The following is a 20,793-nucleotide window of genomic DNA, read 5'->3' on the forward strand; positions in this document are numbered from 1 at the left end:
CGTACGAAGCGGCCGACCGGAGATCAATTGATTTCCGGTCGGCCGCATATTCATGCACGGTGTGCGCTAGCGCGTCATCTCTTCCTTGAGCGCCTGGAGGAAGGCATCGACGTCGTCCTCGCGGGTGTCGAAGGCGCACATCCAGCGGACATCGCCGGCCGCCTCGTCCCAGAAGTAGAAGCGGAAGCGCTCCTGGAGCCGTTCGCTGACGGCGTGCGGCAGCCGGGCGAACACGGCGTTCGCCTGGACCGGATAGAGGATCTCGACCCCGTCGATCGCCCGGACCCCCTCGGCGAGGCGCTGGGCCATGGCGTTGGCGTGCCGGGCGTTGCGCAGCCACAGGTCCTTGGCGAGCAGCGCCTCCAGCTGGACGGAGACGAAGCGCATCTTGGAAGCGAGCTGCATGGAGAGCTTGCGCAGGTGCTTCATCGCGCGGACCGCGTCAGGGTTGAGCACGACGACGGCCTCGCCGAACAGCGCGCCGTTCTTCGTGCCGCCGAAGGACAGCACATCGACGCCGACCGTGTTGGTGAACGTCCGCATCGGCACGTCCAGGGAGGCGGCCGCGTTGGCTATCCGGGCCCCGTCGAGGTGCACCTTCATGCCGCGCTCGTGGGCGTGGTCGCAGATGGCGCGGATCTCGTCGGGGGTGTAGACGGTGCCCAGCTCGGTGTTCTGGGTGATCGAGACGACCTGCGGCATGGCCCGGTGCTCGTCGTCCCAGCCGTACGCCTGCCGGTCGATGAGCTCGGGGGTGAGCTTGCCGTCCGGAGTGGGCACGGTGAGGAGCTTCAGCCCGCCCATCCGCTCGGGCGCGCCGCCCTCGTCCACGTTGATGTGCGCGGACTCGGCGCAGATGACCGCTCCCCAGCGGTCGGTGAGCGCCTGGAGGGCGACCACGTTGGCTCCGGTGCCGTTGAAGACCGGGAAGGCCTCGGCGGTGGGGCCGAAGTGGCTGTGCATGACGCGCTGGAGATGGCCGGTGTAGTCGTCCTCGCCGTAGGCGACCTGGTGGCCGCCGTTGGCCAGCGCGATGGCCGCGAGGACCTCCGGGTGCGCTCCGGCGTAGTTGTCACTGGCGAAGCCGCGTACCTGCGGATCGTGGTGACGTCGCGCGTCGGTCCTCACGGTTGCGGGGTCAGCCACAGGCGCTTTCCGTTCACTTCGGGGGCGGGCTCGTCCCAGACACCGGCGATGGCCTCGGCCAGCTCCGTGACGTCGGTGAAGCCCGCGAACTTCGCATTCGGGCGCTCGGCGCGCATCGCGTCGTTCACCAGTGCCTTGACCACCAGAATGGCAGCAGCGGTACGCGGTCCGTCCTCGCCCCCCGCCTTGCGGAAGGCGTCGCCGAGCGCGAGGGTCCACGCCTCGGCCGCGGCCTTGGCGGCGGAGTAGGCGGCGTTGCCCGCGGTGGGCTTGCTGGCTCCGGCGGCGCTGATCAGGAGGTAGCGGCCCTTGCGGCTGCGCTCCAGTGGCTCCTGGAAGGCCAGCGAGGTCGACTGGACGGTGCGGATGAGCAGCTTCTCCAGCGCGTCCCAGTCGGAGAGCACGGTCTCCTGGAACGACGGGCTGCCGCGCCAGCCGCCGACGAGGTGGACCAGGCCGTCGATGCGGCCGAACTCCGCCTCGGTGCGCTTGGCCCAGTCCCGGGTGGCGTCGAGGTCGAGCAGATCGACGGTCTCACCGGTGACGGTCGCACCCCCGTGGGCGTACCGGGCGGCGTCGACCGCCTCGGCGAGCCGTTCGGGGTTGGCGTCGCAGCCGACGACCGTGGCGCCCGCCTCGGCGAGTCGCAGCAGCGTCGCCCGGCCGGCGGGTCCCGCCGCTCCGGCGACCGCGACCACGGCTCCTTCGAGCGCACCCGTCCCCTCGCCCCTGCCGTTTCCGTTCATGGCCACCGCCTCCTCGGGAGAATGGTTCACGCGGCTGCCCGCTCGTCGTTCGCCGCGGTGATTCCCTTGGTGGAGGCAATCACGTGCTTCAGCTTCTTGGCGAGCGCCTCATAGAACATGCTCAGGGGAAACTCGTCCGGAAGCACGTCGTCGACGAGCTTGCGAGGAGGAAGTGTGAGGTCGAGGGCGTCGGGGCCCTTGGCCCATCGCGATCCCGGGTGCGGGGCGAGGTAGGTGGAGACGAGGTCGTACGCGGCGAACCAGTGGACCAGCTTGGGCCGGTCGATACCGTCGCGGTAGAGCTTCTCGATCTCGGCGCAGAGCTGGTTGGTGACCTGCGGAGCGCGGTCCCAGTCGATCTTCAGGGTGTTGTCGGTCCAGCGGACGACGTCGTGCTTGTGGAGGTAGGCGAAGAGGAGCTGGCCGCCGAGGCCGTCGTAGTTGCGGACGCGCTCGCCGGTGACGGGGAAGCGGAACATCCGGTCGAAGAGCACCGCGTACTGCACGTCGCGGCCGTGGGCGTTGCCCTCGGACTCCAGCTTCACGGCCTCCTTGAAGGCGGTGAGGTCGCAGCGCAGCTCCTCCAGGCCGTACATCCAGAACGGCTGGCGCTGCTTGATCATGAACGGGTCGAACGGCAGGTCGCCGTGGCTGTGGGTGCGGTCGTGGACCATGTCCCACAGGACGAACGCCTGCTCGCAGCGCTGCTGGTCGCCGACCATCTCGCGGATGTCGTCGGGCAGCTCCAGGCCGAGCAGCTCGACGGAGGCCTCGGTGACGCGGCGGAAGCGGGCGGCCTCGCGGTCGCAGAAGATGCCGCCCCAGCTGAAGCGCTCGGGGGCCTCGCGCACGGCGATGGTCTCCGGGAAGAGCACCGCGGAGTTGGTGTCGTAGCCGGAGGTGAAGTCCTCGAAGGTGATCCCGCAGAAGAGCGGGTTGTCGTAGCGGTTCGCCTCCAGGTCGGCGAGCCACTGGGGCCAGACCATCTTGAGGACGACCGCTTCGAGGTTGCGGTCGGGGTTGCCGTTCTGCGTGTACATCGCGAAGACGACGAGGTGCTGGAGGCCGTCGGCCCGCATCTTCGCGGGCTGGAAGGCGAGCAGCGAGTCCAGGAAGTCGGGGACGCGGAAGCCGTCGGCGGCCCAGCGGCGCAGGTCGGTGACGAGCGCACGGTGGTAGGCGGCGTCGTGCGGGAGGAGCGGGGACAGCTCCTCGACCGCACCGATGACCCGGTCGAGGACGCGCTCGACGTCGGCCGGGGAGGGGGCGCCGTCGGCCTCGAAGTCGATGGATCCGTCCTTGGACTGCCAGGGGCGGATCTCCTCGACGGCATCCCTGAGCACGGGCCAGGCCGGGTGCTCGACGACCCGCTGGGCCGTAGCTATCGCGCCGTCGGTGGTGTCGTGCACAAGAATTTCCGTCATAACACTTCCTCCACGGGAGAACCTCGCGTGGCATCACCGTAGCCGGGCAGGGATCCCGCCGACAAGTGGAGACCTGAAAATTATCCTGCGTACCCCCTATGGTCACCGCTGTTTTTCCTGCGGGATGCCGGGTAGAAGCGCGTTTCCCGCAGCACCGCTCGGAGCCGGGCGACCGGGCCCGCACGGCGTGGGACATCCCGCACCCGGGCCGCTACCCTCCCCAGTGCCGTATTGCCGTACCTCAGCGCGGGCAGGAGCAGTCGCCGGGAAGCCGCCGACGGAAACGAGGTCGCCTTGTCATTTCTCACCCTGGGTCATCGCGGAGTGATGGGCGTCGAGCCCGAGAACACGCTGCGCTCCTTCGTCCGCGCCGAGGCGTCCGGCATGGACGCCATCGAGCTGGATCTCCACCTCAGCAAGGACGGCGCGCTCGCCGTGATGCACGACGCGGACGTGGACCGCACGACGGACGGCACCGGGCCGATCGCGGCCAAGACCCTGGCGGAGCTGCGCGAGCTCGACGCCGGCCGGGGCGAGCGGATCCCCGTCTTCGAAGAGGTGCTGGAGGCCGTCTCCTCCCCGCTCCAGGCGGAGATCAAGGATGTGGCGGCGGCCCGCGCGCTGGCGGACGTGATGCTGGAGCGCGATCTCGTCGGCCGGGTGGAGGTGTCCTCGTTCCACGACGAGGCCGTCACCGAGATCGCCCGGCTGGTGCCCGGCGTCCGGACGGTGCTCATCGCCAGCCGCTGGGGCGCGGACGTGGTGGACCGGGCGAAGGCTGCGGGGGCGGCGACGCTCGCGCTCAACATCCGCCGCCTCACCCTGGAGGTGGTGGAACAAGCACACGCCGAGAGCCTGAAGGTGATCGGCTGGGTGGTGAACACCCAGGACCACCTGCGCCTGGCCCGGGCCCTGAACCTGGACGGCGCGACGACGGACTTCCCCGAGATCCGCCGCACGGGCCGCTTCACCGCCTGAGGGCGGGCCGGGGCCGGTCGCCCGGCGGTCCGTCAGATGTTCTTGGCGAGCAGTTCGAAGGTCAGGTCGTCGCGGAGCGGGATGCCGAAGCGCTCGTCGCCGTACGGGAACGGGGTGAGCGCTCCCGTACGGCGGTAGCCGCGCCGCTCGTACCAGGCGATCAGGTCGTCGCGCACCGAGATGACCGTCATGTGCATCTCGCGGACGCCCCAGCCCTCCTTCGCCGTGCGCTCCGCCTCGGCGATGATCAGCTTGCCGAGTCCGCCGCCCTGGAGGCCGGGCCGTACCGCGAACATGCCGAAGTAGGCCGCTTCGCCCCGGTGTTCGAGCTGGCAGCAGGCGACGAGTTCGCCGCCGCGCTCGACCGCGAGGAGCCTGCTCGCCGGAGCGTCGATGACATCGCGCACACCGTGTTCATCGGTCCGCTGCCCCTGGAGGATGTCGGCCTCGGTGGTCCAGCCGGTGCGGCTGGAGTCACCGCGGTAGGCGGACTCGATCAGTGCCACCAGCGCCGGGACGTCGGCCTCGGTCGCGTCACGGAAGGTCAGCCGGGCCGAGTCGGGCGTGGCGGTGTCCATGGGGCTCTCCGTTTCTCTGCTGCCGTACGTCCGGTCGAGGGTAACGCGACCCGGAGCGCCCCCGACGGGCCCCGGAGCGCCCCCTTCACTTCCCTGTGCGCCGGGTTCGGCTGCGCCGGCGTGGGCAGCGATGGGGCGACCCGCAACAGTGCCGTACGTCCGACCGGGGGGAGGCGCGCCCGTGCACGGAGAGGCTCCGACCGGCTGGCTGCTGATGGTGTTGTGCGCGGTGAGCGGCGCCTACTGCCTTCTGCGCACCCGCACCGGGACGCCACGGGAGCGCCGCACGGCGCGCTCGGAGGCGCTCATGGGTTTCGGGATGGCGGCGATGGCCGTTCCGGCGGGGGTGCTGTCACCCCCGGGCTGGGCCTGGGCGGTGTACGCGGCGCTGTTCGGCGCGGCCGCGCTGCGGGCGCTGCCGCCCGCGCTGCGCGGCGGCCACCATCTGCACCATCTCGTCGGCTCGCTGGCCATGGTCTACATGGCCGTGGCGATGGCCCCGGCGGTGACGGGGAACGGCGGGGACGGTCATGCCGGGCACGGGGCGGCGGGAGCCGGTGGCATACCCGTGCTGACCGGGATTCTGCTCGTCTACTACGCGTTCTATGTGCTGGGCTCGGCCGGTCGGCTCCTCCCCGCGGCTGTCGTGACACCGGCCGGCGGCACGGGTGTCGTGACACCGGCCGGCGGCACGGGCGCCATCGGCCGCGGGCCGGGCGGTTTCGGGGGCAGGACGGACGGGCGGCCCGAGCTCACGACGGCCTGCCGACTGACGATGGGCATCGGCATGTTCGCCATGCTTCTCACCCTGTGAGACGGGAAGTGGGACAGAAGCCCTGTCACACAGTGGCCTGCGTCACTTGGCCGTCGGGGCCGTACCCCCGGTCGGCCCGCCCCTCATAAGCTGAAGCCATGCTGGTCTCCCTCGCACTGCTGCTGCTCGGTGCACTGACCGCCCTGGTGACCCCGCGCGTGATGGCGCGGGCCCGGTGGCCGGAGCGCGAGCCGGTCGTGGCCCTGTGGGTCTGGCAGTGCGTGGTGGCCGCGGTCCTCCTGTCGTTCGCCCTGTCCATGACGCTGAGCGCGGCCGCCGCCTGGCAGGCGGTGCGCGGCCACGTCTTCGCCCCCGCCCCGCACGCCGTCGTCGAGGCGTACGCCCTGGCGGCGTACGGGCCGTGGTCGGCGGTCATCGCCGTGCTGCTGGCGCTGGGCGGGGTGTGGACCGGTGCGATGCTCCTGCGGGAGATCCGGCGGGCGCGGCGACGCCGCCGGCAGCGTCGGGCGGAACTGCTGGTGCGCGCCCCGCTGATGCCGGGCGAGGAGCCCGGAGCCGACCGCCTCGTGGTGCTGGAGGGCGAACGCCCCGACGCCTGGTGGCTGCCCGGCACCGCACCTCAACTCGTCATCACGACCGCCGCACTGGGGCGCCTGAAGGGCCGTCAGCTCGATGCCGTGCTCGCTCATGAGCAGGGGCACGCCCAGGCCCGGCACGACTGGTTGCTGCACTGTTCGTCGGCGCTGGCGATCGGCTTCCCGCAGATCCCGGTGTTCGCCGCGTTCCGCGACGAGATGCACCGGCTGGTCGAGTTGGCCGCCGACGACGTGGCGTCGCGCCGCTTCGGCAGACTGACCACCGCGCTCGCCCTGGTCGGACTCAACGAGGACCGCGGGGTGTTCGGCCCCTGCCCCACCCCCCAGGCTCAAGTGCCCCTCCGGGTCAACCGGTTGCTGGCACCGGTCGAACGGCTGACGGCGGGCCGCAGGCTCCGGCTGACGGCCGCCGCCGCACTGGTGCCGGTCGTCCCGGTGGTCGTGGCCTTCGTCCCGGGACTCCGCGCCCTCGGGTAGCCCCGGGACCGGCCACGGTTCCCTACCCGGGTTGGCCTTCGGGCGGTGTCCTCCGCGAGGATCATCCCCATGCCCTCCCCCCGCTTCCGCTTCCGTTCACCGGACCGTTCCCCCCGTGCCACGCCCGCCCTGTGGACCGGAGCCGCCGTCGGCACGGCGTCTTCGGTGCTGCTCGTGCTGGTGGCGGTGCGCTGGTCGCCCCTGATGTCCCTGGACCGGTCGGTCGCCGACGCCCTGCACCGGCACGCCGTGACCGACCCCGGTCTGGTCCGGGTGAACCGGGTGCTGACGGACTGGGTGTGGGATCCCTGGACCATGCGCGCCCTGATCGCGGTGGCCGTGGTCGCCCTGTGGTGGCGGGGGGCGCGCCGGCTCGCCCTGTGGGTGGCCGCGACGAGTCTGCTCGCCTCCCTCCTCCAGCAGGGGCTGAAGGCCGCGGTGGGCCGGGAGCGCCCGCGGTGGCCCGACCCGGTGGACTCGGCCCAGTTCGCGGCCTTTCCCTCCGGGCACGCGATGACGGCCGTCGTCAGCTGCGGGCTGCTCCTGTGGCTGCTGCGGCTGCACGGCGCCGGCCCCGGGCTGTGGGGCACGGCACTGGCCGTGGCGGTGGTCTCGGCGGTCGGCGTCGCCGCGACCCGGGTATATCTGGGGGTGCACTGGCTGACCGATGTCGTGGGCGGTGCGCTGCTGGGGGTGGCCGTGGTGACGTTGAGCGCCGCCGGGTACGCCCGGTACACGGCGCCCCTGAAGGGATCGCACCGATGATCGAAGGTGTGCTGTTCGACTTCTCCGGAACGCTGTTCCGGATCGAGCCGGTCCGGGACTGGCTCGCCGCCGTGCTGCGGGAGGAGGGCGTCGACGTGCCGCAGGAGGATTTCGAGCCGTACGTGACCGGGCTCACGGAGGCCGGTGCTCTCCCGGGCGGTCCGCCTCCGCTCCGGGTGCCGGAGCGGCTGGCCGACGCGATGGCCCGCCGGGACCTGACCCCGGCGCTGCACCGCGAGGCGTACACCGGACTGGCCCGGACCGTCGCGCTGCCCGATCCGGGGCTGTACGACGCGCTGTACGACCGCCACATGCGGCCGGAGGCCTGGCGGGCCTATCCGGACGCGGTGGAGGTCCTGGAGGGACTGCGGAGGGCGGGGATCGCGGTCGGCGTGGTCAGCAACATCGGCTGGGACCTGCGTCCGGTCTTCCGTGCGCACGGGCTCGACGACCTGGTCGACGCCTATGTGCTGTCCTTCGAGCACGGGCTCCAGAAGCCCGCAGCGGAGCTGTTCAGCATCGCCTGCACGAGGATCGGCCGGGATCCGGCCGATGTGGTCATGGTCGGTGACGACCGGATCGCGGACGGGGGTGCCGCCGCCCTGGGCTGCGAGGTCCGGTTCGTGGACCACCTGCCTGTGTCGGACCGGCCCGACGGTCTGCGTTCCCTGGGGCTGGTCCCGGCCTGAGGCCCGCCGCGGGCAGGGGCCGGGCCCCGGCGGGACGACGGAGACGGGGGGATCGGGCCGGGGTGTGAGGCATATCCCGCCGCGGAAGGGGTAAGGGGAGCCGCTCGTGGTCGTAGCCTGGGGGGCATGTCCCCGATGTCGTCTTCCGTATCCACTCGTTCCGCAGCCGAGGTCAACGCGGAGATCCGCGACCTGTGGCAGCGTTCGGGCGGGTCCCTGACGCCGCAGGACGAGGCGGAGTACCAGCGGCTGCTGGTGGAGTGGGCCGCCGCTGCCGGCGGGAGCGTCCGTACCTCCGTCTGACCGCCGCACCCCCGTGACCAGGAGCCTGTGGGAGATCGCGCCCGATCCGGCGATCCCCCGCGTCGCCGGATCCGGGCACACCCCCGGCGTGCCGCGTGGGACACGGCCGTGGACCGCGCCGGGGACCGGAGTTGCGGGATCCGCCGTCGCAGGGATCCAGCATGTCCCCACCCCGCTCATCGGTCAATGAATTTCCGCTCCGCACGCACCGGGGCCGGTGTCTCCCGGGCGGAAGACCGCCCGGGAGACACCGGCCCCGGAATGGCTGACGAACCTGCTGTGCGACGCGCTGAGGGATCAGCGGTCGAAGTAGTCCGGCTGCGTCTGCACGTTGAGCTCGTCCATCGTGACCCGCTTCGCCGGGTCGGTACGGCGGTCCTCCAGCTTCAGCACGTCGAAGCCCTTGGCGATGTCACTGGAGTAGATGTGACCGTTGTAGTAGTACGCCGACCAGGGGCCGGCCGTCGTGACCTGGTCGAGGGTGACCGGGCCGCGCTCGAAGAAGGCGATCTCCTCGGGCTTGGCCGAGTCGGTGAAGTCCCAGACGGAGATGCCCCCCTGGTACCAGGCCTGGACCATCAGGTCGCGGCCCTTCACCGGGATGATCGAGCCGTTGTGGGCGACGCAGACCTCGGCGTCGGCCTGGTGACGGTCGATCTTGAAGTAGCTCCGGAAGACCAGCTTGCGCTTGTCGCCCTTGCCGACGATGTCGTAGATGCCGTCGGCACCGCGCTTCGGACCGATCTGCTCGTTGCAGGTGGCCGCGCCGCCGCCGCCCAGCTCGTCGGTGAAGACGACCTTGTTCGCACCCTGGTTGAAGGTCGCCGAGTGCCAGAACGCGAAGTTCACGTTGTCCTGGACCCGATCGATGATCTTCGGGTGCTCCGGGTCCTCGATGGAGAACAGCAGACCGTCACCCATGCAGGCCCCGGCCGCCAGGTCCTTCGACGGCAGCACCGTGATGTCGTGGCAGCCGGTCGTCTTGGAGACGCCGGGGTTCTCGGGCGCTCCCGGGTTGCCTCCGTCCGGGAAGAGCACCGGGAAGTCGATGACCCGGGCCTTCTGGGGCGCCTTGAGCGGCACCTTGATGATGGAGATCCCGTCGTGCGGCGGCTTGCAGTCCGGGAACGTCTCGTTGGGCGAGTACGAGGAGACGTACACGTACACGTTCTTCTTGCCGTCCGGCACCAGCGTGTGCGTGTGGGAACCGCAGGCGGTCTCCACGGCGGCGATGTACTTGGGCTGCCGCTTGTTGCTGATGTCGAAGATCTTCATGCCCTCCCAGGAGGACTTCTCCGTGGCGGGCTGGGAGGTGCTGGAGCAGGAGTCGTCGCTGCGCGAGGAGTCCGTCGACAGGAAGAGCAGGTTCCCGGAGACCGAGATGTCGTTCTGCGAGCCGGGGCAGAGGACCTCGGCGACGGTCCTGGGCTTCTTCGGCTTGCTGATGTCGTAGATGACGAAGCCGTCGTAGTTCCCGACGTACGCGTACTTCCCCTGGAACGCGAGGTCGGTGTTGGTCCCCTTGAGGGCGCCCTTCGGCACGTTCGTCAGGTGCTTGATGTTGGAGCTGTGGACGATCTCGTCCACGCCGGGTATGTCACCCCCGGATATCGCGGCCCTGGCCTCGGCCTGGTCGCTCTTGGAGACGGAACCGCGCTCGGCCGGGGCATCGCCCGGATCGGGGGTCGCGGCCGCTGTGGTGGCCGTCAGCAGCGTGGCGAGGAGTCCGGCTGCGGCTGCCACCGCGCCCAGACGTCTGCGCCGCACGCGGGTGGTGTGCAACGAGGTCACTGCGTCCTCCCTTGTATCCGTTCGGGATCGAACGGTTATGGAACCCCCGGCAGTATCGTCCCTCACATGTACACATCAACAGATGGCAACGCAGACGTAATAAAAGTTTTTGATCTTCGGCCGGTGGAAGCGTGTTAGGACGGTCTGCAACAAACCCTGTGGCACAGGAGGTCACCGTGTTCATCCATCGCCGGACCGCAGCTCTGCGCTCAACCGCTCTCGCGGCGGCGGCGGTTGCCGCCGCGCTCGTCCTGGGAGCCTGCGACGCGGACAGCGGTGACGGAGCGTCGGGCAAGGCCAAGGACGCGGGTCCCGGCGTGATCGCGCCCGGCAGACCGGGCGAGCCCGCCCGGACGCTCTCCGCCGAGGAGGCCGCCGAGGAGACCGGTCAGGACACCGCCAACTCCGCGGACTTCCGCTATGCGCAGATGATGATCGAGCATCACGCACAGGCGCTCGTGATGACCCGACTCGCCCCGGAAAAAGCCTCCGAGAGCACCGTCAAGCGGCTCGCGGAACGCATAGCGGCGGGCCAGAAGCCGGAGATCGGCGCGATGGAGGGGTGGCTCAAGAGAAACGGCGGCGACAAGCGCAAGCAGCACCACGACCACTCCGGGATGCCCGGCATGGCGACCGAAGCCCAGCTGGAGAAGTTGCGCGGCGCCGAGGGCGAGGCGTTCGACAAGCTCTTCCTGGAGCTGATGATCACCCACCACCAGGGGGCGGTCACGATGGCCACGGAGGCGCTCACCGAGGGGAACGACATCTTCGTCGAGGAGATGGCGAGCGATGTGGTCGCCCAGCAGACCGTGGAGATCGACCGGATGCGCGGAATGATGGACTGAGCCCCGAGGGCCGACCCACTCGGCCGCGCTGCCCGTGGACATACCCACTCGGCCGGGCTGCCGGGGGAAGAGGCCGATCGGCCGCGCTGCTCCGTGCGCCCGGCGGTGCGGATCGGCCCGGCGGTGCCATCCTGGAGGGAACCTCCGGGAAAGAGGTGCGCCGTGCTCTCCGTCGCCGTCGTCGGGTCCGGCCCCAGCGGGGTCTACACCGCCCAGGCCCTCCTCCAGCAGTCGCTGGTGCCGGATGTGCGCGTGCACGTCCTGGACCGGCTGCCCACCCCGTACGGACTCGTGCGGTACGGGGTGGCCCCCGACCACGAGAAGATCAAGTCGCTGCAGAACAGTCTGCGGACGGTCCTGGAGGACGAGCGGGTCACCTTCGTGGGCAACATCGGCGTCGGCGGTGCGGACGGGGTCTCCCCCGCCCGGCTCGCGGAGCTGTACCACGCGGTCGTCTACTGCGTCGGGGCATCGGCGGACCGCGCGTTGGCGGTACCGGGCGAGGAGCTGCCGGGCAGCTACTCGGCCACCCGCTTCGTCTCCTGGTACAGCGCCCACCCGGACATCGGCGCCGACCCGTTCGCCCGGGACGCCCTGGACGCCCGCTCGGCCGTCGTGATCGGCGTGGGCAACGTGGCGGTCGACGTGGCCCGGATCCTGGCGCGCGGCGCCGGCGAACTGCGCCGCACCGACGTGCCTCGCGCCGCGCTGCGCGCGCTGGAGGAGAGCCGGGTGCGCGAGGTGCACATCGTGGGCCGCCGGGGCCCCTCCCAGGCCCGGTTCACGACCAAGGAGCTACGGGAACTGGGGGCGCTGCCCGGGGCGCGGGTCGTCCTCGACCCGTCGGAGCTGGCGCTCGACCCGGCGTACGCCGCTGCGGACGGCCTGCCCGGAGCCCTGCCGCTGCCCGCCGTGGTGCGGCGGAACCTGGAGGTGCTGCGCGGCTGGTCAGCGGCCGGCGGGGCGGGGGCCGCCGGGGCCGGAGCGGGCCGGGCGCCGGGCTCGGCGGATGCCGGACGCCGTATCCGGCTGCGGTTCTTCCTGCGGCCGGTGGAGCTGCTGGAGCGCGGCGGACGGGTGGCCGGGGTGCGGTTCGCCCGGACGGCCCCGGACGGGGCGGGGGGCGTACGGGACACCGGTCGTTACGAGGACGTCGAGGCGCAGCTCGTCCTCCGGGCGGTCGGCTATCGAGGGGTGGAGCTGCCGGGGCTGCCGTTCGACCCGGTGCGCGGGACGGTGCCGCACGTGGCGGGCCGGGTGCTGCGGGACGGGGTGCCGTCGCCGGGTGAATACGTCGCGGGGTGGATCAAGCGGGGGCCGACCGGGGTGATCGGCTCGAACCGGTCCTGCGCCAAGGAGACGGTGGCCTCGCTGCTGGCGGACGCGGCCGCCCTGACGCGGCGTACGGCGGCGGACGATCCGCTGGGCGTGCTGCGGGGGTGGGGGCTGCGGCCGGTGGAGTGGGCCGGCTGGCTGTCGATCGAGCGCGCGGAGGCCGAGCTGGGCCGGTCGCTGGGGCGCGGCCCGGTGAAGATCTCCGACTGGGCGGGGCTGCTGGCGGCGGCCCGGGACGAGAAGGGCTGAGCGGCTCCGCGCGGTCACTCCCGGGTCGCCACAACCAGCCGGGCACGGGGGCTGCCGTCGGGGCGGCGGCCCAGTTCGGTGAGCGGCGTCAGCCGCACGACGAATCCGGCCCGCGTCAGGTCCTCCAGCACATCGCCGAGCCGGAACGTGCGGTAGTACATGACGAACCGCGGGCGCCACAGGGCGTTGCGCACCCGCATCGCCGCGTCGAAGCCGAGCAGCGTCCAGTAGGCGCGGGATCCCACCGGGGGCGGTGCGCCGATCGGGAAGACGAACCGTCCGCCCGGGCGGAGCGATCCGTACACCTCGGCGAAGAGGCCGAAACGTTCGGCGGGCAGGAAATGGCCGAACGCCCCGAAGCTCACGGCGAGATCGAAGGCGGGCGCGAAGGGCAGGGAACGGGCATCGGCCCGCACCCAGTCCACTGCCGGCCCCTCCCCCGCCGGTCGCTCTCCCCCGGGCGGGAAGGCGGTCCGGGCCTCGGCGAGCATCCCCGCGCTGAAGTCGACCCCGACCACCCGCTCACGGCACAGCTGCCGCAGTACGCCGACTCCCGCGCCGGTGCCGCAGCAGACGTCGAGTCCGGTGTCGAAGGGGCCGAGTCGGCGCACCTCGTCGGTGACGGCGTCGAGCACGCGGTCCGGGGTGCGGTAGGGCGTCCGGTCGAACTTCGGGGCGAGGAGGTCGTAGCCGCCCTCGATCGAGGAGAGCGCCTGAACGGCCAGTTCGCGCACGGTGGGGCCCTGTTCGGTAGACATCACGGGCCACCCTACCGACGCGGAGGCCCCCTGCGGTCACGCGCTGCCGTGCCGCCCGGGGCGGGAGGGCCGCCGCGTCAACGGCTTTCGGGAAGACGCCGCTTGAGGGTGATGGCGGCGTCGACGGCGTAGGCCTGGGTCCAGCTGCGGCCGGCCCCCGACTTCCAGGTGACGTGGACCGTGGAGCCGTCGGTCCGGGCGCTCTCCACGGTCATGGCCCGGTCGCCGTCGCGTACGTCGCCGCGGCGCAGTTCGCCCGCCTCGACCGTGACGGGGCGCTCCGCCGGCGCGTTCTCGGCCTCCTCGGCCGCCCGGAGGAGTTCGGCCGCCAGCGCGCGGGCCGCCTCGGGGGTGCAGGACCAGACGAGCTCGCCCGCCGGTGGCCTGAGGCGGATGCCGATACGGGGAGCGGGGGCGGGGTCGTCGTCCGGGGCGGGGCCGTCCGCGGCGGCCGTGGCCGGCATGTGCTCGCCCACGGTGACCGTGATCGGCACCGGGCGGCCGTCGGCGTCCGTGATCCCGGTCCCGCTGCTCATCGTCGTCTCCTCGGTGTGACTGGCACCATCCGGCCCTGGCTGTTCCCGACCGCCACCGGGCCGTCCCGGGACTTGCCCCGGCAGCTGTCCGGCCGCCACCCAGGATGTCAGCACCCGGCCGCCGGGCGTACGGGCGGCCCCGACGTCGGCCGGGGCGGCTCGGCGGGGTGGCTCAGGTGCGGTAGACGTCCAGGCGGCCGCACATGCCGAACCTGCCGTACGCCGAGGGGCGTTCGGCGTGGACGCGGGCTTCGGCGAGGTGGCTGGCCTCGCCGCGGTCCAGGGCGTCGAGCTGGTCGGCGGTCGCGGCGGCTGCCGTGGCGGCCCCGTTCTGCCAGCGGGTGCGCCACTGGGCCGTACGGGGGCGGACGAGCGCGGCGGCGGCCCGGTGGAACGCGGCCAGCGGCTCCGGATCGCCGTCCTCCACGGCCTCACGCAGGGCGAGGAAACCCTCCACGGCCAGGTCGCGCCGGGCCCGCGCCGCCGCTTCCTGGACAGCCTCCTCGGCGTCTCCCGGGAGCGCCACCGCCGCGCGGTAGCCGTCCGGGTCCGACAGCCTGCCGGGCGGCAGCGTGAGCACGGCGTCGCCCGCCTCGGGCAGCCCGCTGTTCTGCATGAGCACGATGAGACGCAGCCCGTCCTCGTTGACCAGGCGGTGGATGGTGCCCGGGGTGAACCAGACCAGCGCTCCGGGCGTCAGCGGTGTCTCCCGGTATCCGCCGGTCGTGAGGGTCTGCACGGAGCCGCTGCCGCCGACCACGACGTACCCCTCCGAGCAGGTCAGGTGGAGATGCGGGGTGCCTCCGCGCAGTCCGTCGGCGGCGGGCCAGTCGTAGACGTTCAGATGCGAGACGGCGACGGCGCCGGGCAGTCCTTCGAAGGTCACCAACGGAGGCTCCTGGGTCTCGGCGACACGGTCATCCGACCGCACCGCAAGCGCTTTCTACGATTCTCGGACGCTAGGGCCGCCGCCGGACACCGGTCAAGGGAACCGCGCACGCGGACAGCGTTGAGCCCCCGTGCCCCAAGCCGGCGGCGGGCGTGTGCGCGAGCCACTGTCAGTGGCCGGGTGCAGACTGGCACTGTTCCGGCACAACGGCGTATCGGAGGTCCAGGACGATGACCGATGTATTGCTCACCGCAGGCACCCGCAAGGGTCTTTTCATCGGCCGCAGACGCGGCGGGACCTGGGAGATCACGGGTCCCCACTTCAACGCGCAGGCCATCTACTCGGTGGCCGTGGACACCAGGGGTGACACCCCGAGGATCCTGGTCGGCGGGGACAGCGCGCACTGGGGGCCGTCGGTCTTCCACTCGGACGATCTGGGTGAGACCTGGGTCGAGCCGCGACAGCCCGCGGTGAAGTTCCCCAAGTCCACCGGCGCTTCGCTGGAGCGCGTCTGGCAGCTGCATCCGGCGGGCCCCGAGGCGCCGGACGTGGTCTACGCGGGCACGGAGCCGGCCGCTCTGTTCCGTTCCGAGGACCGGGGCGAGTCGTTCGAGCTGGTCCGTCCGCTCTGGGAGCACCCGACCCGCTCGCGGTGGGAGCCGGGCGGCGGCGGTGAGGGACTGCACACCGTCCTGACCGACTCCCGGGACGCCAAGTCGGTGACCGTGGCCGTGTCGACGGCGGGGGTGTTCCGGACGAAGGACGGCGGGGCGAGCTGGGAGCCGTCGAACAAGGGCGTCTCCGCGGTCTTCCTCCCGGACCCGGACCCGGAGTTCGGGCAGTGCGTCCACAAGGTCACCCGGGACGCGGCCGACCCGGACCGGCTCTATCTGCAGAACCACTGGGGCGTGTTCCGCAGCGACGACGCCGGTGGCCACTGGAGCGACATCGGCGCGGGGCTGCCCTCCGACTTCGGGTTCGCCGCCGTCGCGCACCCGCACCGCGGCGACACGGCGTACGTCTTCCCGATCAACGCCGACGCCGACCGGGTCCCGGCGGAGCACCGCTGCCGGGTGTTCCGGACGACCGACGCGGGGCGCACCTGGGAGCCGCTCTCCGAAGGCCTGCCGGACGGGGCGCACTACGGCACGGTGCTGCGGGACGCTCTGTGCACCGACGACGCGGATCCCGCCGGGGTCTACTTCGGCAACCGCAACGGCGAGTTGTACGCCAGCGCGGACGACGGGGACAGCTGGCAGCAGCTCGCCTCCCATCTGCCGGACGTCCTGTGCGTACGGGCGGTGACGCTCGGCTGACGGGCGGTCGGCCGGAGCACCGACGGCAGTTGATCGGAGTGGTCGTATCAGCAGTAGAGTGCGGGCCGTGGCAGCACGACCGTTGAAAGAGATCATCGAGCCGGGGTGGGCCGACGCCCTCGAACCCGTCGCCGAACGCATCGCCGCTATGGGCGACTTCCTCCGCGCGGAGATCGCCGCGGGACGCACGTACCTCCCCTCCGGGGCTCATGTACTGCGGGCGTTCCAGCAGCCGTTCGAGGAGGTGAGAGTGCTGGTCGTCGGCCAGGATCCGTATCCCACCCCGGGGCACGCGATCGGGCTGAGCTTCGCGGTGGCCCCCGATGTCCGGCCGCTCCCCGGCAGCCTGGAGAACATCTTCCGGGAGCTGCACGCGGATCTGGGTCTGCCCAGGCCGTCCAACGGCGATCTCACTCCGTGGACCAGGCAGGGGGTGCTGCTCCTCAACAGGGCGCTCACCACCGCGCCTCGGCGGCCCGCCGCCCACCGGGGCAAGGGCTGGGAAGAGGTCACCGAGCAGGCCATCAAGGCGCTGGTGGCCCGGGGCACTCCGCTGGTGTCGGTCCTGTGGGGGCGTGACGCCCGCAATCTGCGCCCACTGCTGGGGGACTTCCCGGCGATCGAGTCCTCGCACCCCTCCCCCATGTCCGCGGACCGGGGTTTCTTCGGCTCGCGGCCGTTCAGCCGGGTCAACGAACTGCTGGAGCGCCAGGGAGCGCGGCCGGTGGACTGGCGGCTTCCGTGACGCACGGCGCGCCGCCCGCCGATCCGGCCGGTCCGGGTGCGTATGTCCTCGGGGTCGACTCCGGGGGCTCCGGGCTGCGGGTGGCGCTCGGCCGGGTGGGCGAGCCGGGGCCCCTCGCGTCGACGGTCTGCGCCGAGCCGGTACGGACGGGCCCGGGCGGCATCGACGCCGGGCATCTGCTGGCTCAGCTGCTGCCCGCCGCCCGGGAGTTGCTGGACCGGGCACCGGCCGACGCGGCGGCCGGTGCCCGGAGCGACGGCGCGTCGGCGCACGAGGTCGCGGCGGTGGCGGTCGGCGCCGCCGGGATGGCCACGCTGGGCAAGCGGTTGCGGGCGGAGCTTCCCGGCGCGCTCGCGGACGCCCTGGGGGTACGCCGGGTGGCGCTGGCCGCCGACGCGGTGACCGCCTACGCGGGCGCGGTGGGACAGCGCCCCGGCGCGGTCGTCGCGGGCGGCACGGGCATGATCGCCCTCGGTACGGACCTGAAGGAGTGGCGCAGGGCCGACGGGTGGGGTCATCTTCTGGGTGACAGTGGCGGCGGCGCGTGGATCGGCCGGGCCGGGCTGGACGCGGCGATGCGGGCCCATGACGGACGGCGGGGCGGTTCCGCCGCGCTGCTGGACCGGCTGCGGGCCGTGTTCGGGCCGGCGGAGGCGCTGCCGGGGCTGCTCTACCCGCGCTCCGACCGGCCGGCCGTGCTGGCCTCGTTCGCACCGGAGGTGGCGGCGTGCGCCGGAGCGGATCCGGTCGCCGCGGATATTCTGCGGCAGGCCGCGGGCCATATCGCCGAGGCGGCCGCGGCCGTGTGCCCGGTGCCCGCCGCGCCGCACGGTGAGGCGGGCGAGGACGACGGGGCCGGCGAAGTGGCCCTGACCGGCGGCCTGTTCCGGATGGGCGAGCCACTGATCGCACCCCTGCGCGAGGAGCTGGCGCGGCTGCTGCCCGGGGCCCGGGTGAGCACCGCGACGGGCGATCCGCTGACGGGCGCTCTCCGGATCGCGGGCGCCCTGGCGGGCGGGGACCTGCGCCTGCCGCGTCACCCGACGATGTTGTCCGTGCCCCTGGAGCAGGAACCGGGACAGCTCGGGGAGGCGGCGGTCCAGGACGAGCCCCGGGTGGGGTGAACCAGCGGCGGGGCGGGGAGGACGGAGAAGTACGGACGGGCGAACCGGCTGAACAGCGAGCCGACAGACAGGGACACTCCGGTGGTTCATCACTCATCGGACATAAGCGGATAGTTAACGCTCGACCTGCCCCTCCCCGAACAGAGGGGCAGGTAAAACCAGTAGCATGCGGCGCCATGAGCACCCCCACTGGGCCCGCTTCCGGCCTGCCTGTACGAATGCCGCGACCTCGCCAGTCCGGACGGCACCGCCGCCCGGAGCCCGTGGTCGCACCTGAGGGCGCTGCCGCGCTCGTTCTCGCCGTTCCCGGTACCCCTTCCTCGGCCACGCGCAGCCTGGCCGAGGAAGTGATCAGCATCGCCCGTTCCGAGCTGCCCGGCCTCAACGCCCGGATCGGCTACCTCGACGGCGACGATGCCGAGTACCCGACCCTTTCCACCGTTCTCGCCCACAACGCCGCCGAGCGCGTCGCGCGCTTCGATCAGGCCGTCGCGGCCGGCCGTGAGGTCGCCGAGCCCACCGGCCCGTCCGCCGTCGTGGTCCCGCTGCTCGCGGGTCCGGACAGCGCGCTGATCCGACGGATACGGCAGGCCGTGATGGACAGCGCTACGCAGGCCGAGCTGACCGATGTGCTCGGCCCGCACCCGTTGCTCGCCGAGGCCCTGCACGTACGGCTGTCGGAGGCCGGTCTCGCGCGCGCCGACCGCGCCCGGCTGTTCACCGTCGCCACGGCCGCCGACGGCATCGTGCTGGCCACCGTGGGCGGCGAGGAGGCCGTGCAGGCCGCCGGGATCACCGGCATGCTGCTGGCGGCCCGGCTCGCCGTGCCGGTGATGGCCGCCGCGCTGGACGTGGAGGGCTCGGTCGCCTCGATCGCGGAGCAGCTGCAGGGCTCCGGCTCCGCACAGCTGGCGCTGGCGCCGTACCTGGTGGGCCCGGAGGTCGACCCCGGCCTGCTGGACGCCGCCGCGAAGGAGGCGGGCTGCGCGACGGCCGAGCCGCTGGGCGCCTACCCGGCGATCGGCAAGCTCGTGCTCTCCCTGTACGCCACGACGCTGGGCATCACGCCGGCGACGCCGCAGGGCGCCCAGGGGGCTCAAGCGCACTGACCGGACGCCGTCGCCGTCGGGCGGCGGCTCGGGAAGCCGGACAGCGCAGCGGGCCCGGACCGGGGATTCTTCTCCGGTCCGGGCCCGCTGCGCTGTTTCCGGGCCGTCGTGGCGGGCGAGGGCGGCGCCGGGGGTCAGACGAGGACGACGCAGGAGACCGCGGGGACCTCGACGGAGCCCGCGTGCCGGGGGATGCCCGTCTCGGCGTCCACGGCGAACCAGCTGACGTTCCCGGAGTGCTCGTTGGCCGCGTACAGCCACTGGCCGCCGGGGTCGAGGGTGAGGTCGCGCGGCCAGCGCCCGCCACAGCCGACGGTGGCCGCCAGGGCCGCCTTCTCGCCGCTCTCGTCGAGGGTGAGCACGGAGATGCTGTCGTGCCCCCGGTTGGCGGTCCACAGGAAGCGCCCGTCGGGGGCGACGACCACCTCGGACGGGTAGGTGCGCACGGCCGCGTCGGCCGTCTCGTGCTCGGGCAGCACCGAGGTCCTGCCCAGCACGTCGAGGCGGCCCGTCACCGCGTCCCAGCGGCACACGGTGAGCGTCGGCTCCAACTCGCCCAGGACGTAGGCGAGGGCGCCCGAGGGGTGGAAGGCCAGATGGCGCGGGCCGGTGCCCGGGCGCAGCGCCGTCTCGCCGTGCAGTCGCAGAGCGCCGGTGGCGGGGTCCAGGGCACAGACGCGTACGGAGTCGGTGCCGAGGTCCACGCTGACCAGCCAGTTCCCGGAGGGGTCGGCGAGGACCTGGTGGGCGTGCGGGGCCTCCTGGCGGCCGGTGTCGGGGCCGCTGCCCTCGTGCCGGAGCACCGAGGCCGCCGCCCCGAGCGACCCGTCGGCGAGGACCGGCAGGGCGGTGACGCTGCCGGAGGTGTAGTTGGCGGTGACCAGGTGGTTCGCGGCGAGCGCGAGGTGGGTGGGCGCGTCGCCCTCGACAGCCTGTGCGGGGCCCAGGAGCGTCGGTACGTCCTCGTCGACGGCGAAGGCGGCGGCGACGCCCGGGGCACTCTCGCCGACCGCGTACAGGACCGTACCGCCCTCCCGGGGGCCGACCGCGAGGAAGGAGGGGTCGGGCACGGCGCCCGTGGACCCGAGCAGGGTCAGGGCACCGGTCTCCCGGTCCACGGAGGCGGCGGTGATGCCGAGCCCGCCCGCCGAGGTGAACGACCCCAAGAATGCCCGCCGGGCGCTGTTGCCGATCATCGCGCTACCCCTCTTCACCGTCGCCGCGATCTTCACGGGCGACGGTAGCAGGCAGCCCCCCGCGGTCCAGACCAATCCAGGGCTTCGCCGTGCGGGGCGGACGGTCACACGCTGGGTGAGCGCCCGGCGCCTTTCAGCCGGCGCGAGAAGGGGTCAGCGGTCATCCCAGTGACCGTCGTGAGCCGCATGACGGTGGCCGTCGTGCGCACAGTCCCAGTGGTCGCCGTGCGGGACCGCCACATGCCCGCAGCTCTCACCGTGGACGTGGTCATGACCGGCATGCTCGTGATGTCCGGCGGCCCGGCACTCGTCCACGCGGCCTTCGTGCTCGCGGCGCAGATGACCGTCGTGCACGTAATCGACGTGATCGTCGTGAGGGACCGCCACATGCCCACAGCCTTCGCCGTGCGGGGACGGTGCCAA

Annotated in this window: 22 protein-coding genes; 12 read left to right on the forward strand and 10 right to left on the reverse strand. The window is 72.6% G+C overall.

Features of this window, described 5'->3' with window-relative positions:
• Positions 1–66 precede the first annotated feature (66 nt).
• The 3 genes from RNL97_RS02745 to RNL97_RS02755 are packed head-to-tail and all read right to left on the reverse strand — an operon-like array spanning position 67 to position 3,316.
• Complete coding sequence (locus RNL97_RS02745) at positions 67–1,128, reverse strand: threonine aldolase family protein (RefSeq protein WP_199814179.1); 1,062 nt, start codon at positions 1,126–1,128, stop codon at positions 67–69.
• Positions 1,125–1,892 carry an SDR family NAD(P)-dependent oxidoreductase gene (locus RNL97_RS02750; RefSeq protein ID WP_030581069.1) on the reverse strand — a complete coding sequence of 256 codons (768 nt, stop codon included), beginning with the start codon at positions 1,890–1,892 and terminating at the stop codon, positions 1,125–1,127. The genes RNL97_RS02745 and RNL97_RS02750 overlap by 4 nt, the downstream gene beginning before the upstream one ends.
• A 26-nt stretch (positions 1,893–1,918) precedes the next feature.
• Positions 1,919–3,316, reverse strand: a complete 1,398-nt coding sequence (locus tag RNL97_RS02755; protein ID WP_313750316.1) for a DUF6421 family protein — start codon at positions 3,314–3,316, stop codon at positions 1,919–1,921.
• Positions 3,317–3,610: 294 nt separating this feature from the next.
• On the opposite strand from RNL97_RS02755, the gene RNL97_RS02760 reads away from it, so the two are divergent.
• Entirely contained in the window at positions 3,611–4,294 is a 684-nt protein-coding gene (locus tag RNL97_RS02760; RefSeq protein ID WP_078651998.1) for a glycerophosphodiester phosphodiesterase, read from the forward strand.
• A gap of 32 nt (positions 4,295–4,326) precedes the next feature.
• On the opposite strand, the gene RNL97_RS02765 is transcribed toward RNL97_RS02760, so the two are convergent.
• Positions 4,327–4,872 (reverse strand): GNAT family N-acetyltransferase, encoded by a 546-nt coding sequence (locus RNL97_RS02765; RefSeq protein ID WP_030581060.1) that lies wholly within the window; start codon positions 4,870–4,872, stop codon positions 4,327–4,329.
• Between the two features lie 181 nt (positions 4,873–5,053).
• Between RNL97_RS02765 and RNL97_RS02770 the strand changes: the two genes are divergently transcribed.
• The 5 genes from RNL97_RS02770 to RNL97_RS02790 all read left to right on the forward strand — a co-directional run bounded on the left by RNL97_RS02770 (position 5,054) and on the right by RNL97_RS02790 (position 8,477).
• Positions 5,054–5,686 carry a DUF5134 domain-containing protein gene (locus RNL97_RS02770; RefSeq protein WP_313750317.1) on the forward strand — a complete coding sequence of 211 codons (633 nt, stop codon included), beginning with the start codon at positions 5,054–5,056 and terminating at the stop codon, positions 5,684–5,686.
• Positions 5,687–5,784: 98 nt separating this feature from the next.
• Positions 5,785–6,720, forward strand: coding sequence for a M56 family metallopeptidase (locus RNL97_RS02775; protein WP_030581054.1), 936 nt, complete (start codon positions 5,785–5,787; stop codon positions 6,718–6,720).
• Positions 6,721–6,789: 69 nt separating this feature from the next.
• Positions 6,790–7,485, forward strand: a complete 696-nt coding sequence (locus RNL97_RS02780) for a phosphatase PAP2 family protein (RefSeq protein WP_243313177.1) — start codon at positions 6,790–6,792, stop codon at positions 7,483–7,485.
• Complete coding sequence (locus RNL97_RS02785; protein WP_030581048.1) at positions 7,482–8,174, forward strand: HAD family hydrolase; 693 nt, start codon at positions 7,482–7,484, stop codon at positions 8,172–8,174. Before RNL97_RS02780 ends, RNL97_RS02785 begins: the two co-directional genes overlap by 4 nt.
• Before the next feature lie 126 nt (positions 8,175–8,300).
• Positions 8,301–8,477, forward strand: coding sequence for a hypothetical protein (locus RNL97_RS02790; protein ID WP_199814176.1), 177 nt, complete (start codon positions 8,301–8,303; stop codon positions 8,475–8,477).
• 297 nt (positions 8,478–8,774) lie between these two features.
• Here the strand turns inward: RNL97_RS02790 and RNL97_RS02795 are convergent, their stop codons facing one another.
• Positions 8,775–10,268, reverse strand: coding sequence for an LVIVD repeat-containing protein (locus RNL97_RS02795; protein WP_030581045.1), 1,494 nt, complete (start codon positions 10,266–10,268; stop codon positions 8,775–8,777).
• A 158-nt stretch (positions 10,269–10,426) separates the two neighbouring features.
• Between RNL97_RS02795 and RNL97_RS02800 the strand changes: the two genes are divergently transcribed.
• Positions 10,427–11,113 carry a DUF305 domain-containing protein gene (locus RNL97_RS02800; RefSeq protein ID WP_030581042.1) on the forward strand — a complete coding sequence of 229 codons (687 nt, stop codon included), beginning with the start codon at positions 10,427–10,429 and terminating at the stop codon, positions 11,111–11,113.
• 162 nt (positions 11,114–11,275) lie between these two features.
• Positions 11,276–12,697 carry an FAD-dependent oxidoreductase gene (locus RNL97_RS02805; protein WP_313750318.1) on the forward strand — a complete coding sequence of 474 codons (1,422 nt, stop codon included), beginning with the start codon at positions 11,276–11,278 and terminating at the stop codon, positions 12,695–12,697.
• A 14-nt stretch (positions 12,698–12,711) separates the two neighbouring features.
• Here the strand turns inward: RNL97_RS02805 and RNL97_RS02810 are convergent, their stop codons facing one another.
• The 3 genes from RNL97_RS02810 to RNL97_RS02820 form a co-directional block, all read right to left on the reverse strand.
• Entirely contained in the window at positions 12,712–13,455 is a 744-nt protein-coding gene (locus tag RNL97_RS02810) for a class I SAM-dependent methyltransferase (RefSeq protein ID WP_030581036.1), read from the reverse strand.
• A 77-nt stretch (positions 13,456–13,532) separates the two neighbouring features.
• Positions 13,533–13,991, reverse strand: a complete 459-nt coding sequence (locus RNL97_RS02815) for a hypothetical protein (RefSeq protein ID WP_030581033.1) — start codon at positions 13,989–13,991, stop codon at positions 13,533–13,535.
• Between the two features lie 172 nt (positions 13,992–14,163).
• Positions 14,164–14,880, reverse strand: a complete 717-nt coding sequence (locus RNL97_RS02820; RefSeq protein WP_313750319.1) for a cupin domain-containing protein — start codon at positions 14,878–14,880, stop codon at positions 14,164–14,166.
• Between the two features lie 230 nt (positions 14,881–15,110).
• Between RNL97_RS02820 and RNL97_RS02825 the strand changes: the two genes are divergently transcribed.
• From RNL97_RS02825 to RNL97_RS02840, 4 genes are all read left to right on the forward strand, one after another.
• Positions 15,111–16,196 carry a WD40/YVTN/BNR-like repeat-containing protein gene (locus RNL97_RS02825; RefSeq protein ID WP_030581028.1) on the forward strand — a complete coding sequence of 362 codons (1,086 nt, stop codon included), beginning with the start codon at positions 15,111–15,113 and terminating at the stop codon, positions 16,194–16,196.
• A gap of 67 nt (positions 16,197–16,263) precedes the next feature.
• Complete coding sequence (locus tag RNL97_RS02830; RefSeq protein ID WP_030581025.1) at positions 16,264–16,941, forward strand: uracil-DNA glycosylase; 678 nt, start codon at positions 16,264–16,266, stop codon at positions 16,939–16,941.
• The gene (locus RNL97_RS02835; protein ID WP_313750320.1) at positions 16,938–18,065 is read left to right on the forward strand and encodes an N-acetylglucosamine kinase; all 1,128 of its coding nucleotides are present in this window, start codon (positions 16,938–16,940) and stop codon (positions 18,063–18,065) included. Before RNL97_RS02830 ends, RNL97_RS02835 begins: the two co-directional genes overlap by 4 nt.
• Before the next feature lie 176 nt (positions 18,066–18,241).
• A complete protein-coding gene (locus RNL97_RS02840) occupies positions 18,242–19,174 on the forward strand; it encodes a sirohydrochlorin chelatase (RefSeq protein WP_078651997.1) in 933 nt (310 codons plus the stop codon).
• A gap of 134 nt (positions 19,175–19,308) precedes the next feature.
• Here RNL97_RS02840 and RNL97_RS02845 read toward each other — a convergent pair whose 3' ends face one another.
• Positions 19,309–20,370: a lactonase family protein gene (locus tag RNL97_RS02845; protein ID WP_313750321.1), complete on the reverse strand. Its 1,062-nt coding sequence runs from the start codon at positions 20,368–20,370 to the stop codon at positions 19,309–19,311.
• 153 nt (positions 20,371–20,523) lie between these two features.
• Positions 20,524–20,793, reverse strand: a complete 270-nt coding sequence (locus tag RNL97_RS02850; RefSeq protein ID WP_030581014.1) for a hypothetical protein — start codon at positions 20,791–20,793, stop codon at positions 20,524–20,526.

This window comes from Streptomyces parvus, from assembly GCF_032121415.1.
Classification (GTDB): Bacteria; Actinomycetota; Actinomycetes; order Streptomycetales; family Streptomycetaceae; genus Streptomyces; species Streptomyces globisporus_A.